The sequence below is a fragment of the Rothia sp. P7208 genome (assembly GCF_048512915.1).
Classification (GTDB): domain Bacteria; phylum Actinomycetota; class Actinomycetes; order Actinomycetales; family Micrococcaceae; genus Rothia.
Window position 1 is genome coordinate 78,764 of record NZ_JBLXXW010000002.1, and the last position, 14,282, is coordinate 93,045.

Genomic DNA, 14,282 nt, shown 5'->3' on the forward strand with positions numbered 1-14,282 from the left:
GCTGTCCTTATCCGGCACATTTCTAAAGGTAGGCCCATTTTGCCTCACTCATTCTCTTTTAAGAACTTTCAGCGCAGAGCTTGTGCGCTGAGCCTTGCTGGAGCTCTTCTTGTCCCCGCGGCTGCGGTAGCATTCGCACAAGAAAACGCCCCTGCAACAGCAGTTATCGCCAGTGACGCCCAAGTTCAGCAACTTGGTGCGATGCACTGGGGAATCCGTCCTTCATTTATCTCTTATGTTGGGGGACACTACAGCATCAGCGACGATGTTACTGAAGAAAACGGAATCTACAACTTCCCATTTAACGAAGTTGAAGAAAAAGATGGTGTAACAACCATTACTGGTTCTGGTCAGGTTCGTTTCGCATCTCATTGTTCAGATACTGACAATGTAGATACCTGCGAATTGGATCTTTCTCTTTCTGAGCCTCAGATTGTGCTCAACCCAGAAGGAACTTCTACACTCAGCTTTGTCGTTCGTACCCGCAATTATCAGTCCAAGCAAATTGAGGGCCCTTCTCGCATTGTTATGGCAGACCTCAAACTGGATGGCGCAACACAGTCTGAAAATGATGGTGTTGTCGTTTGGGATAATATCGCAACGGAACTTACTGAAGAAGGTGCTCACGCATTCTCCAACTTCTACAACGCGGGCACCGCTTTGGCTCCGTTGAGTTTTTCTTATCAGGGAAAGACTGTCAAAGTTGCAGAATCAGACTACTCTATTGGCAAGAGCTGGAATACTGGCCTAGATTACAGTGACGTTCACAAAGCTTCACGCATTGGCAAGTACGTCGTCCATGGATACGCGGAGTATTGGGGAGATTCCGCTCCTAAATTCACGGTTCTTGATACCGAAACTATGGAGCCAGTATCTTCAATTGAGGTTCCAACTGTTAAATCTTTGCCGTTCACCACTGATGCAAATCGTGGAATCTTCTATGTAGTTAACTCCGAAACTCGCGCAGTAGACAAATTCGTTGTTAATGAGTCCGGCACACTCGTAAATGATGGTGTTGTTGATGGACTTGTTGCCCCTGAAAATGAGCGTGTCTCTGCTTTGGGTTACAATCCTTTCAACGATAGTTTAGCTTTGCTCACTGTTGATGATGAAGGTAGCGGAACCATCCAGTTTGTGGATGCCTCTGGCACTGTTTCTTCTCACAAGTTGCCTGACCCTTACGAGGTTTCTCCTGCACTTAAAGGTGTAAAGGCATATTCTGTCAAAGATTATTACGGTGATAAGTGGACTAATAATTCACGCATTCTTGAGCCTCTAGCTGATGGTTCCTTCGTTTTTTCACCTTCCACCAGTCTTTACGAAGAAACAGGTAATGAGTACATTCTTCGTGGACACATTTTGCAGTTCTCTAATACAGATACCCCTGTATACGAGATAGCAGAAGCACAGCCTGCAGAAGGTCTTGGAGCGAGCATGCGCAACGTTCGAACTTCTGATGATGGAAAAACTATTTTCCGTTGGAATGGTTTCTGGGGAAGTTCTTCTCGTTGGCAAGTGCTCGGTTATGGAAATGGCCAGTTCTCTGTTATTAAACCAACTGAGGTTCCTCCTGTAGATATCTCTTCCATCGCGTCAGTATTCTCTGACGGCGATCGTGTTGCTGTCTTGGACGGAACTCATAGCAAGGTTGTTTGGTTTGATAGCAATTATGAGCCTGTTATGGAGTTAAGCGTTCCTAACATGGAGCGCACTGCTCAGGATAATCCTCTTACTGTAGTCATGGAAAATGGCGACATTATTATGCCAACTGTTGTGCGTAATAGTGATTATGATGATGAGCAGTTCTTGACTCGTCTTGTCAAGAATCAAGAAGCCGTAACACCTACTGAGCCTGCAGAGCCAACTGAACCTGCTGAACCAACTGAGCCAGCTGAACCAACTCAGCCAGCAGAGCCAACTGAGCCTGCTGAACCAACTGAGCCAGCTGAACCAACTCAGCCAGCAGAGCCAACTGAACCTGCTGAACCAACTGAGCCAGCTGAACCAACTGAGCCAGCTGAACCAACTGAGCCAGCTGAACCCACTGAGCCAGCTGAACCAACTCAGCCAGCTGAACCAACTCAGCCAGCTGAACCTGCTGAACCTGCTGAACCAACTCAGCCAGCTGAACCAACTGAGCCAGCTGAACCAACTCAGCCTGCAGAACCAACTGAGCCTGCAGAGCCAGTTCATAGCCATGAAGCAGTTCAACAGAAGAAAAAACTTGCTTACACTGGCTCCCACGTAACAGGTCTTGCCCTGTCAGCGCTCTTTATGACTGCTGCAGGTGGCATACTCGTTGCCCGTTCACGCCGTCAAACTCGTTCATAAAATCCTAAGCGAGTAAGACAAAACGAAGAGGCCTTGTTGTAAACATGAATGTTTACAACAAGGCCTCTTCAGTGCATTCCCTACAGAATTCTGCTAAAAAGTGCTTGCAGAACCAGCAACATTACCGGTAGAAACCACAAAATCCCATGGATCAGTATTTAGCTCAGAAACGTAGAAAGAAATATCGTATCCCTGTTTAGATAATCTCTGTTGTAGAACTCTTCCGACCCCCTCTAACCAAAGGCTTTCACTAGCATAATGAGAACAATCAATCAGGTATGGTGAACCACCCGCCAGGGAAGCGCCTTCACGGAACTCTGAGGCAGGATGATGTCTTAAATCAGCAGTAATATACACATCCGCGCCCTGCTTGCGAACTTCACCGAGCAGAGAGTCACCAGCACCTGTACACAGTGCAATCTTCTGAACATACGCTGTTCTAGGCCCCGCTACACGCAATCCCCCAGCCGTCGCAGGAAGAAAGTCAGCAATACGATGGGATAAATTTTCTAAAGTCATAGGTTCTGGTAGCTCACCGATACGACCAATGCCTACGCAATGCTCTTGCCCATCAATCTCAACATATTGAGAGTCACTGAGCACTTGTGCCTGCTCAATGCCAAGAAGCTTCATGAAAACATCATTCGTGCCCAACGGTGAAGAATCAACATTCGTATGAGCACCCAATAAAGCACATTGTCCCTCGATAAGAATCTGTAAAACTTCTCCTTTATACGTATCATCCGCTATAAAATGCACAGGCCGCAATAGCAAAGGATGATGAGTAATCAATACATCTGTTCCACGTTGCACAGCTTCACGCGCCACAGCAACAGTAGCGTCTACAGCAAACCCAATAGAACGCACAGGCTGTTTCATTCTTCCCGAGATAAGACCGCTAGCATCCCAACTTTCAGATAGATGAGGAGGAAACATCTCATGAAAAGTTCGAACCACATGTTCTAGCGAAGGTATTTTTTGCTCTGTCATACTCTTATCGTCTCATGAGTTCTAGGCATCAACATATACCAAAACCAACCAAAAGATACAGAACTTTAGCTCTCATCTCAGCAGTACACTAGATGTAACAGTAAAAAAGATTGAGACCAATAAGGTGGTAACGGTGCAGACTCTCGTTCTTGGCGGAGGTTGTTTCTGGTGTTTAGAAGCAGTTTTAAGAAATTTCCGAGGAATTACCGATTGCGTTGTTGGATATACAGGAGGAATATTATCTTCCCCCACATATCCTCAAATATGTGACGGGAATACCGGGCATATTGAAGTAGTCAAAGTATATTTTGACCCTCAGATAATTCCAGCAGATATTATCCTTGATATTTTCATGGCTTCTCATAATCCAACCAGTTGGGATCAGCAAGGTGCAGATGTTGGTTCACAATACCGTTCTGCGCTGTTTTATTCGACAGATGAAGAACATCAGCTCATAACTCAGGCTATCCAACGAGCACAAAACCTATGGGATTCACCTATCGTCACAGTTGTTGAACCGTTGGGAGCCTTTTGGGAGGCAGAAGAGTACCATCAAAATTATTATGCGAAGAACCCAGAACAAGGGTATTGCTCAGCCGTTATTAATCCAAAAGTGTCTAAAGCTCGACAGGCATTTTCCTCATATCTCAAAGACCAATAATAACGTTACGATATGTTTCAGAGTTGATATAAATCTATGAGTCACCCCGTAAAGTGATACATACGTGATAGAACTTCTCAAGAAAATCAGAAGAGGACCTATGTCGAAGATATACCAGAACGTTACAGAAATTATTGGTGGCACTCCACTCATCAAACTTAACCGTCTTGATGCAGATTTGCCAGGCAATGTTGCTGTCAAGCTCGAATTCTACAACCCCGCAAATTCCGTAAAAGATCGTATCGGTAAGGCAATTATTGATGCCGCAGAAAAATCAGGGAAGTTACAACCTGGCGGAACTATTGTTGAAGGTACTTCTGGAAACACCGGTATTGCTCTGGCAATGGTTGGTGCAGCTCGTGGATATAAAGTTATCCTCACAATGCCAGAAACAATGTCCAATGAACGCCGCGTTATGCTTCGTGCCTACGGTGCAGAAATTATTCTAACTCCCGGGGCCGATGGTATGCGTGGAGCAGTAGAAAAAGCCCAAGAAATTGTTGAACAAACAGAGAACGCAATTCTTGCTTCACAGTTCTCAAATAGCGCTAATCCTGAAATTCATTACAACACTACTGGTCCTGAGATTTGGGAAGATACAGCAGGAAAAGTCGATATCTTTGTTGCTGGAGTTGGCACGGGAGGAACGGTCTCTGGTACAGGGAAGTTTCTTAAAGAAAAAAACCCTCATATTCAGGTTATAGCCGTTGAGCCAGAAGATTCTGCACTATTATCCGGTGGTACCGCTGGACCTCATAAGATTCAAGGTCTTGGAGCAAACTTTGTTCCTGATACTCTAGACCGCGATATTTATGATCGTGTCATTCCAGTAAGCACCCAAAATGCAGTCTCTACGTCACGAGCTCTTGGAACTCAAGAAGGCATTCTTGGAGGTATCTCTGCCGGTGCAGCGGTATGGGCGGCTCTTGAAGAAGCAAAGAAATCTGAAAACCAAGATAAGCTTATCGTTGCGATAGTCCCAGACTTTGGTGAACGCTATATCTCCACCATCTTATATGAGGACATTCGTAGCTAATATAAGGCTCCTCTAAAATAGCCTATCTGCAGGGAATCATATGTTTAGCGGTTCCCTCAGATAGGCTATTTTTTGTGGAACGTCCTAAAAATATTAGTCTTAGGGAATAACCTGTTATAGTACAACAGTTGTACTGAACGTACATATTTCAGCATTTCCAGAAAGACGTTCATTGAGCTTCATCAAACGGCTACAAGAAGATATACAAACCGTGCGCACGCATGACCCTGCCGCACGCAATACCTTAGACATTATCCTTAACTATTCAGGGATGCACGCAGTGTGGTTTTATCGTATTGCTCATCGTCTCTGGCAAAAAGAACACACTAAGTTAGTAGCTCGTACACTCTCCCAGTTTGCGCGGTTTCTCACGGGCGTTGAAATCCATCCTGGAGCCAAGATTGGGCGTCGTTTCTTCATTGATCACGGCATGGGTATCGTTATTGGAGAAACAACTGAAATTGGTGATGACGTCATGCTTTATCACCAAGTGACTTTGGGTGGGCGGTCTTTAGAAAAGACAAAACGTCATCCTACTATTGGTCATAGGGTCACTATTGGGGCGGGTGCAAAAGTTCTTGGGCCGATTTATATCGGTGATGATTCTGCGATTGGAGGCAATGCAGTAGTTGTCCATGATCACCCCGCAGATTCCATCATTACGGGTATTCCAGCACGTTCTAAGCCTCGTACTCCAGAGAAGAAAAAACCACTCGTTGATCCTGTAGAGTATATTGACCCAGCCATGTGGATATAAATACTTGTTATAGAAAAAATCGAGTTTAAATATCTAAGGTTCCGCACCATGTTAGTGGTGCGGAACCTTAGATATTTTATGAGGCGATAGGCCTCAATCATGATGAAGCAGCAATATACCTACTACTAGTGGGTGTGTGAATCCGCTGCATTAATCTCAGAACGGTCACCGCTCCATAGAGTGTGCCACATTCCTTCGCTGTCTACTCGTGCGTAGGTGTGTGCGCCGAAGAAATCGCGTTGCCCTTGAATGAGAGCTGCCGGTAGGCGGTCTCGTCGTAGCCCGTCGTAGTATGACAGTGATGAGGCAAAGACAGGAACAGGGATACCTAATGCTGTTGCTTGAGAAACAACGCGACGCCATGAAGGGAGTAAGGATTCCATCAGAGATTTGAATCCTGGCGCTAGAAGCATGTTAACAGGCTGTTGCTCCTGAGAGTAAGCTTGCATAATCTCGCCGAGTAGCTCTGCACGGATAATACAACCGGCACGCCACAAACTAGCGATTTTATCGAGTTGAAGATTCCAACCGTATTCTTTTCCGGCAGCAACAATCTGGTCTAAGCCTTGAGCATATGATACAAGTTTTGATGCGAAGAGCGCTCTGCGCACATCCTCGATGAACGCGGGGTCTCCGGCGGGAATCTCCGTCGTGTTGATGAGTCCTGCTGGTAATTCTTTTTGAGCTTCTTTGCGAGCCTGCGTATTGGAAGAAGAAAGTGCGCGCGCAAAAACAGATTCTGCGATGCCGGTAACGGGTGAGCCAAGGTCTAGAGCAGCTTGAACAGTCCAACGTCCTGTTCCCTTCTGGCCAGCTTCATCAACAATAACGTCAACTAGAGGTTTACCTGTCTTAGCATCAACCTGAGCTAGAACTTCAGATGTAATTTCGATGAGATAAGAGTTCAATTCAGTGTTATTCCACGACTTGAAGATCTCTGCTTGTTCAGCAGGTTCTACCCCCGCCACTGAACGAAGAAGATCGTAGGCCTCTCCGATAACCTGCATATCGGCATATTCGATACCGTTATGAACCATTTTCACGAAGTGGCCGGCGCCGTCGGTAGAAATCCAAGAACAGCAAGGTGTTCCATCCGGAGCTTTAGCTGCGATACTTTCGAGCAAGGGGCCAACAGATTCATAAGATTTAGCAGAGCCACCAGGCATAATAGAAGGCCCCAGAAGAGCTCCTTCTTCACCGCCAGAGACACCAACACCAACAAAGTGCAGACCTTGTTCGGCAAGTTCTCGTTCACGACGCATGGTGTCGGGGAAATGAGAGTTACCGCCGTCAATAATAATGTCGTCTTTATCTAGAAGTGGAACAAGTTGAGCGATCACCGCATCAACAGGAGCACCTGCTTTAACCATGATGAGGATGCGACGCGGAGATTCCAAGGAGTCAACAAGTTCTTGCAAGGTTTCTGTTCTGATGAATGAACCCTCGTCACCATGTTCTTGAAGAAGTGCGTCAGTTTTTTCAACGGAGCGGTTGTGCAAAGCCACGGTATATCCGTGGCGAGCAAGGTTTCGAGCAAGGTTTGCGCCCATCACAGCAAGACCTGTGACGCCGATTTGTGCCTTCTGTGCAGCATTTTTTTCAGTCATAGCTTAACTCTAAGCTCTCGACGGTACAGATGGGTACTTATTGACTTCACTTTTTTGCAAGCGAACATTGTTACCCCTATGTCAGCACTCTACATGCACAAATTTTTGAGAGTGTTGTCACTCTATCCGGTCGGTCAGCAATACCCAGAAGGATAAGACGCACCAAAGGGCGGAGAATACTGCAAACATTGACCACATGGCCGTGTATGTATCTTGAGTAAGAAAGTATAGGGAGATGAGAAGCCAGACGAGGCTCATGATAATGGCACTGAGGTGCCGTGGTTTATAGGAGTTCACAGCATGTTCCTTAAGATACAAAAAAGACCCTGCCATAAGCAAGGTCTTGATTTTGTGGGTCCTACCGGGATCGAACCGATGACATCCACGGTGTAAACGTGGCGCTCTACCAGCTGAGCTAAAGACCCTTATCACTGCGATTCTTTATCTCTCGCGGCGACATATAAAACTATACACAGAAAGATTCTCAGGGTGCAACTCAAAACATCATGTTCTAGCTCACATTTACCCAAGTGTTCTTAAAACATTGCTACAACAAGCCAAAACAATCAATTCTTTACACAAAAGCGAGGTAGGCGCTTCCTTCGCACACTACCTCGCTCACCATATAAAACTAACGTTGCCTCGCAACCAAACGCGTAGCAATCCAGTCAGGACCAACCGTAATACTAGACGTCGGATACAATCCAGCAGTGCCACTCAAAGACCGAATATCCGCAGGATTGAGATGCCCTTCCCTACCAGGCTTAAGAGTGAGAAGCCAAATAACTCCCCCCTCATCTAGGTTCACTAACGTATCAACGAGAGCATCACTTAAAAAAGCGTCGTATTCTTGACGCCACCAAAGAAGAACTCCGTCAACAACGTCTTGATCATCCTCGTCAAGAAGATCCGAGCCAATATGATCCATCAACGCATCCCGTAGATCAAAGTCCACGTCATCGTCATACCCAAATTCTTGGATGAGATCCCCATCCTTGAAACCAAGTTGGACAACTGCTTGTTCCGCAGCGGTCTTGGTCTCGCTCACTGACATCCTCCTGAAAATAAACCGGACATATATCCGTCATACACTTATCAGAATCAGCTCAATATATGTCGAAACATATACCGCTAATTCCTAAACACAACTGAACACGGCAACGAACAAATAAGCAACTAAACACGCTAATTTTCGCCACATTTCTTAGAATCAAGCAACGATGTGACTCAAACTACCCAGCGTTTTAGTGGAAGTATCCCCCCACAATGGCTAAAAAACGGTGCAGGTGTGACAACATAGAAGAAGAAAGTATCAGACCTTCGAGAACTCGATAGTCTGTACCGAGGAAGGCACGAACTGCACTAACAGTTCACACGCCACACCCTATAAACATCAACAAAGAGAGGTTGACTAGTGGGACCCTCCAATACAAACGACCATGTCTTAAGCGCACTCACCAATAGCTTCAAAGACACCGACACCGAAGAGACAGCCGAGTGGCTAGAATCTTTCGACGAACTGGTAGAAACCCAAGGCACTGAACGTGCACAGTTCATCGTTCGCTCTCTATTGCAGCGAGCAGGCAGCCGCAGCGTCGAGGTGCCAATGGTCACTACTACTGACTACATCAACACCATCCCCGTTGACCAAGAGCCTGAATACCCTGGCGACGAGCAGATGGAACGCCGATACCGCGCATACCTACGCTGGAACGCAGCAATCATGGTTCAGCGCGCACAAAAATCAACCATCGGCGTTGGTGGACACATTTCATCCTATGCCGGCATCGCGACACTCTACGAAGTTGGTCTCAACAACTTCTTCCGAGGCCCAGAACACCCCGGCGGAGGCGACCAAATCTTCTGGCAGGGACACTCATCCCCCGGTAACTACGCGCGAGCATTCCTCGAAGGACGCATCACTGAAGAGCACCTCGACGGATTCCGCCAAGAAAAAACCAAGGGCGACAAAGGTATCCCTTCATACCCGCACCCCCGTTGCATGCCAGAATTCTGGCAGTTCCCAACCGTTTCACTCGGCCTAGGCCCCATCAACGCTATCTGGCAGGCACAGTTCAACCACTACCTCCACGACCGCGGCATCAAAGACACCTCAGAACAGCATGTCTGGGCATTCCTCGGTGACGGCGAACTCGACGAAGTCGAATCGCGCGGCGCACTACAGGTTGCAGCAAACAACAAGTTGGATAACCTCACCTTCGTTGTCAACTGTAACCTCCAGCGTCTTGACGGCCCTGTACGCGGTAACGGAAAGATCATCCAAGAGCTTGAGTCCTTCTTCCGTGGCGCAGGCTGGCACGTCATCAAAGTTATTTGGGGTCGTGAATGGGATTCGCTCCTCCAAAAAGATAAGAGTGGCGAACTCGTTCGCATTATGAACGAAACCCTCGACGGCGACTACCAGACCTACAAGGCAGAAGACGGCGGATTCGTTCGTGAGCACTTCTTCGGCAAGACACCCGAAACCAAAGAACTCGTTGCTGATATGACCGACGACGAAATCTGGGCACTCAAGCGAGGCGCACACGATTATCAGAAGGTCTACTCCGCATACAAGGCTGCTTTGGAGACCAAGGGTAAGCCCACCGTCATTTTGGCTCAGGGCATTAAGGGATACGGTCTCGGCACTCACTTTGAAGGCCGTAACGCAACCCACCAGATGAAGAAACTCACCATGGAAGACCTCAAAGCTTTCCGTGATCACCTTCGCATCCCCATCTCTGATGAAGAGCTTGAAAAAGATCTTTACAACCCTCCTTACTACCACCCTGGTATGGACGCCCCCGAAATTCAGTACATGCTCAAGCGCCGCCAAGAACTAGGCGGTTTCTTGCCAGCACGTCGCCAGATTCAGCCAGAAATTGAACTCCCTGGTGAAAAGGCATACAAGGGCGCTAAGAAGGGCTCCGGTAAGCAGATGGCTGCTTCCACCATGGCTTTTGTTCGCTTGATGAAAGACCTCATGCGTGAAAAAGACTTTGGTAAGCGCATCGTGCCGATTGTTCCCGATGAGGCACGTACCTTCGGCATGGATTCTTTCTTCCCCTCTGCAAAGATTTACAACCCCTTGGGTCAGAACTATCTTGCAGTAGACCGTGAGCTCATGCTTGCATACAAGGAATCTCCTGCCGGTCAGATTCAGCACGTTGGTATTAACGAAGCTGGCGGTGTCGCTGCGTTGACAGCGGCAGGCTCCTCATATGACACCCATGGTGTTCCTATGGTTCCGATTTACATCTACTACTCGATGTTCGGTTTCCAGCGCACTGGTGACGCATTCTGGGCAGCAGCTGACCAGCTTGTTCGTGGCTTTATCGTCGGCGGTACGGCAGGTCGTACTACCCTTACCGGTGAGGGCCTACAGCACATGGACGGGCAGTCACCCATCTTGGCGTCGCAGAACCCATCTGTGATTCATTATGATCCAGCATATGGCTACGAAATTGCACACATCGTTGAGCGCGGTATCGAGCATATGTACGGTCAAAAAGATGAAGACCATGACGTCATGTACTACCTCACTGTCTACAACGAACCCATTATTCAGCCTGCAGAGCCTGAGAATGTTGACGTTGAAGGCATTATCGGTGGTATCTACCGAGTCAAAGAAAGCCAGCTTGAAGGACCTCGAGCTCAGCTACTAGCTTCTGGTGTTGGCGTTCCTTGGGCGATGAAAGCATCTGAGCTTTTGGCTGAAGACTGGGGAGTTTCTGCAGACGTTTGGTCTGTCACTTCTTGGACTAACCTCCGCCGTGACGGTATTGAAGCTGAGCGTGAAGCTTTCCTCAGCGGAAAAGAACCTCGCGTACCATTCGTTGCGCAGCAGCTTGATGGTGCGATTGGTCCTATTGTTGCAGTGTCTGACTACAACTCTGATTTGATGGATGGCATTCGCCAGTATGTTCCTAACGATTTCGCAACCCTAGGAACAGACGGCTTCGGTTTCTCTGATACCCGTGCTGGTGCACGTCGTTTCTTCAACGTTGACGCAGAGTCCATCGTTGTACGCACCTTGCAGATGCTTGCAAAGCGCGGAGAAGTTCCTGCAGAAGCTCCAGCTCAAGCGTTCGCTAAGTATCAGCTTGATGTCAATGCTCCTGCAACACTGGCGCAAAACGCTGAGTAATAGTGACATGTGCTAAAGGGTCATTCCTTTAATACATGAACATTCATCAAGGCGGGCTGTTCTCTCCGATTAGGGAAGAGAACAGCCCGCCTTGTCTTGTTCGTTGACTTTGACGTTGCATTGTACAGAGTTTTTGATGATAACTTTTCAAAGGCTTTAGTTGAACGGAGAGTCTAAAGAACTTAAAAAATATCCATCAGAATACGAAATATCTTGCTCTTATACAGGTAATAGGCACTCTTTTATTCGCATAACATAGGTAGGATTTTGGTGAGAGCGTGTTGAACGTTTTCTCGTATCAACACAGATTTTTAGAGGAGAGGGACTCCATGATTGCAGTTCTCTGCCCTGGACAGGGCTCACAAAAACCAGGTTTTCTTCAACCATGGCTAGAACTTCCTGGAGTGCAAGCCCATCTTCAGAAGCTTTCTGATGCAGCGGAACTCGACCTCATCCATTACGGAACGGTCGCTGACGAACAAACCATTAAAGATACTGCTATCGCCCAGCCTCTTATTGTTGCTGCTGGCATTATTGCTGGCACACGTTACCTAGAAGCCACATCTAACCTTCAAAAAAATATAGTTTTTGCAGGTCACTCCGTTGGAGAGATTACAGCTGCAACCCTCAGCGGCGTTCTAACAGAAGACGAAGCAATGGCCTTTACTCGAGTACGAGCACACGGCATGGCGCAGGCTGCCTCCGAAGAAAAAACAGGTATGGCAGCAGTTCTTGGGTCAGATGAGAAAAGCATCACTGAAGCCATTCAGGAAGCATCATTATATGTTGCTAACATGAACGGTGCCGGACAAATTGTTGCTGCTGGTGCTGAAGAAAATCTCCAGAATCTAGCGCACAACCCTCCAGCTAAAACCCGTGTTATTGCCCTTAAAGTAGCTGGAGCTTTTCACACCCCCTATATGGAGCCAGCACAAACACCGCTTAACGAATACGCGCAGACTATTAGCCCGTCAGCCCCACAAGGAATCCTTATCTCAAATTACGATGGGTCAACCTTAGACACCGGAACAGAATGTATAGAGCGTCTTGTCAGACAGGTAACAGCTCCTGTTCGATGGGACTTGTGCATGGAATCTCTGAAAAAGCATGGTGTGCACACAGCTGTTGAGCTATCTCCGGCAGGAACACTTCTTGGCTTAGTTCGTAGAGCTATTCCTCAGGTTTCTCGCGTAACGTTGAACACCCCAGAAGAATTAAAACTACTAGTAGAGGCTTCACAGGCCTAAAACAGCGTAGGTGCAAAAACTTTTATGACAACTCTTAACCAATACCAGCCACAACAATTTTCACGAATTCTTGGCTATGGAGCTTTTCGCCCTGACCTGTCAGTGCCTAATAGTGAGCTAGTTGAAGCCATCGACTCTTCAGATGAATGGATTAAACAGCGCACCGGCATCTGCACACGACAACGAGCAAGTGAATCCATTTCTGTACAAGATATGGCTTGCGGTGCAGCAGCTGATGCTCTTGAGAACTCTCACGTAGAAGGAGAGGAAATTGATGCTGTTATTGTTTCGACAATTTCGCATCCTTACGCGACCCCATCATTAGCTACCCTTGTTGCCGATAGCATTGGGTCAAAAGCCCCCGCCTATGATATTTCAGCTGCTTGTGCAGGATTCTGTTATGGCATTGCTCAGGCTGACGCATTAGTTCGCTCAGGTATGGCAAGGAATGTTCTCGTCGTTGGTGTTGAGAAACTTACCGATTTTATTGATAACACAGACAGGTCTATCTCCTTCCTTCTAGGAGACGGCGCAGGTGCAGCCGTTGTTGGACGTAGCGATATTGCCGGAATTGCTCCTACTATTTGGGGTTCAGATGGTTCCCGATGGGGAACTGTAGGGATGACGCATTCTCTTCTAGAGTTACGTAATCGAGATTTCCTTAAAAACCCCGTACAAGAGGGAGAAAAAATTTGGCCAACCCTCCGACAAGACGGCCCTTCTGTATTTAGGTGGGCTGTGTGGGAGATGGCAAAAGTTGCTCAAGAAGCGGTCAAAGCCGCAGGAATTAATCCAGAAGATTTAGGCGCTCTCATTGCTCACCAAGCCAATGAACGTATCCTCGATCAGCTAGCAAAAACTCTTAAACTTCCTGAAAACGTCATTGTTGCTAAGGACATTGTAGAAGCGGGAAATACTTCTGCTGCTTCAGTTCCGTTAGCGGCTCATCGATTACTCAAGGAACGTCCAGAGCTCTCTGGTACATTTGCTTTACAGATTGGTTTTGGAGCAGGCTTAGCATTTGCAGCTCAGGTTGTTGTCCTCCCCTAATCCCCTAGTTTTCGGATGTGCTACGGTGCAGACGATGTTAGTCCCTCCATCAGGGAGAAAAACTGCATTCATGGTTCAATAATCATGATTGCCTACTAATAAGTAAAAGGAGCCACCATGGCTAACACAGAAGAGATCCTTGCAGGTCTTGCAGAAATTGTTAACGAAGAAACCGGTGTTGAGGTTGCTGATGTACAGCGCGAAAAGTCCTTCACTGAAGATCTCGACATCGATTCCATCTCTATGATGACCATCGTTGTCAACGCTGAAGAAAAATTCGGCGTTACTATCCCCGATGAAGAAGTACAGAACCTCGTCACTGTAGGCGACGCTGTTGATTTCATCGCGAACGCAAGCTAACTAGCTCATGTCAAAAGATGGACGCGGTTCCTCCTTGGTTGATGTTCCGCGTCCGTCTTTTTCTATGAACTATCCAATTCTAGAAGAAAGTATGCA

The 14,282-nt window shown here is 47.2% G+C and carries 11 protein-coding genes and 1 tRNA gene; 8 read left to right on the forward strand and 4 right to left on the reverse strand.

The features are described 5' to 3' along the window. Positions 1-39 precede the first annotated feature (39 nt). A complete protein-coding gene (locus ACN084_RS03595; RefSeq protein ID WP_419105918.1) occupies positions 40-2,331 on the forward strand; it encodes an HtaA domain-containing protein in 2,292 nt (763 codons plus the stop codon). A gap of 93 nt (positions 2,332-2,424) precedes the next feature. Here the strand turns inward: ACN084_RS03595 and ACN084_RS03600 are convergent, their stop codons facing one another. Then, positions 2,425-3,321 carry a Nif3-like dinuclear metal center hexameric protein gene (locus ACN084_RS03600; protein WP_419105919.1) on the reverse strand — a complete coding sequence of 299 codons (897 nt, stop codon included), beginning with the start codon at positions 3,319-3,321 and terminating at the stop codon, positions 2,425-2,427. 133 nt (positions 3,322-3,454) lie between these two features. Between ACN084_RS03600 and msrA the strand changes: the two genes are divergently transcribed. The 3 genes from msrA to epsC all read left to right on the forward strand — a co-directional run bounded on the left by msrA (position 3,455) and on the right by epsC (position 5,775). Continuing rightward, on the forward strand, positions 3,455-3,982 hold the full coding sequence (gene msrA / locus ACN084_RS03605) for a peptide-methionine (S)-S-oxide reductase MsrA (RefSeq protein WP_419105920.1): 528 nt from the start codon (positions 3,455-3,457) through the stop codon (positions 3,980-3,982). Between the two features lie 100 nt (positions 3,983-4,082). Beyond that, positions 4,083-5,018 carry a cysteine synthase A gene (gene cysK, locus ACN084_RS03610; RefSeq protein WP_419105921.1) on the forward strand — a complete coding sequence of 312 codons (936 nt, stop codon included), beginning with the start codon at positions 4,083-4,085 and terminating at the stop codon, positions 5,016-5,018. Between the two features lie 172 nt (positions 5,019-5,190). Beyond that, on the forward strand, positions 5,191-5,775 hold the full coding sequence (epsC, locus tag ACN084_RS03615) for a serine O-acetyltransferase EpsC (RefSeq protein WP_419101371.1): 585 nt from the start codon (positions 5,191-5,193) through the stop codon (positions 5,773-5,775). 125 nt (positions 5,776-5,900) lie between these two features. On the opposite strand, the gene gndA is transcribed toward epsC, so the two are convergent. The 3 genes from gndA to ACN084_RS03630 form a co-directional block, all read right to left on the reverse strand. Beyond that, positions 5,901-7,382 carry an NADP-dependent phosphogluconate dehydrogenase gene (gene gndA / locus ACN084_RS03620; RefSeq protein WP_419101372.1) on the reverse strand — a complete coding sequence of 494 codons (1,482 nt, stop codon included), beginning with the start codon at positions 7,380-7,382 and terminating at the stop codon, positions 5,901-5,903. 352 nt (positions 7,383-7,734) lie between these two features. Further along, positions 7,735-7,807, reverse strand: a tRNA-Val gene (locus tag ACN084_RS03625). 206 nt (positions 7,808-8,013) lie between these two features. Beyond that, positions 8,014-8,430, reverse strand: a complete 417-nt coding sequence (locus ACN084_RS03630; protein ID WP_419101373.1) for a DUF3052 domain-containing protein — start codon at positions 8,428-8,430, stop codon at positions 8,014-8,016. 366 nt (positions 8,431-8,796) lie between these two features. Here ACN084_RS03630 and aceE point away from each other — a divergent pair, with 366 nt between their 5' ends. From aceE to ACN084_RS03650, 4 genes are all read left to right on the forward strand, one after another. Beyond that, positions 8,797-11,529 carry a pyruvate dehydrogenase (acetyl-transferring), homodimeric type gene (aceE, locus tag ACN084_RS03635; protein WP_419105922.1) on the forward strand — a complete coding sequence of 911 codons (2,733 nt, stop codon included), beginning with the start codon at positions 8,797-8,799 and terminating at the stop codon, positions 11,527-11,529. Between the two features lie 329 nt (positions 11,530-11,858). Continuing rightward, positions 11,859-12,776 carry an ACP S-malonyltransferase gene (locus ACN084_RS03640; protein WP_419105923.1) on the forward strand — a complete coding sequence of 306 codons (918 nt, stop codon included), beginning with the start codon at positions 11,859-11,861 and terminating at the stop codon, positions 12,774-12,776. Between the two features lie 24 nt (positions 12,777-12,800). Then, the gene (locus tag ACN084_RS03645) at positions 12,801-13,826 is read left to right on the forward strand and encodes a beta-ketoacyl-ACP synthase III (protein WP_419105924.1); all 1,026 of its coding nucleotides are present in this window, start codon (positions 12,801-12,803) and stop codon (positions 13,824-13,826) included. Positions 13,827-13,943: 117 nt separating this feature from the next. After that, positions 13,944-14,186: an acyl carrier protein gene (locus ACN084_RS03650; RefSeq protein WP_419101377.1), complete on the forward strand. Its 243-nt coding sequence runs from the start codon at positions 13,944-13,946 to the stop codon at positions 14,184-14,186. Positions 14,187-14,282 lie beyond the last annotated feature (96 nt).

Excerpts from the sequence above, each read along its gene's own strand:
- ACN084_RS03600 (WP_419105919.1), bottom strand. The coding sequence starts at position 3,321 with ATGACAGAGCAAAAAATACCTTCGCTAGAACATGTGGTTCGAACTTTT.
- cysK (WP_419105921.1), top strand. The coding sequence starts at position 4,083 with ATGTCGAAGATATACCAGAACGTTACAGAAATTATTGGTGGCACTCCA.
- gndA (WP_419101372.1), bottom strand. The coding sequence starts at position 7,382 with ATGACTGAAAAAAATGCTGCACAGAAGGCACAAATCGGCGTCACAGGT.
- ACN084_RS03640 (WP_419105923.1), top strand. The coding sequence starts at position 11,859 with ATGATTGCAGTTCTCTGCCCTGGACAGGGCTCACAAAAACCAGGTTTT.
- ACN084_RS03645 (WP_419105924.1), top strand. The coding sequence starts at position 12,801 with ATGACAACTCTTAACCAATACCAGCCACAACAATTTTCACGAATTCTT.
- ACN084_RS03650 (WP_419101377.1), top strand. The coding sequence starts at position 13,944 with ATGGCTAACACAGAAGAGATCCTTGCAGGTCTTGCAGAAATTGTTAAC.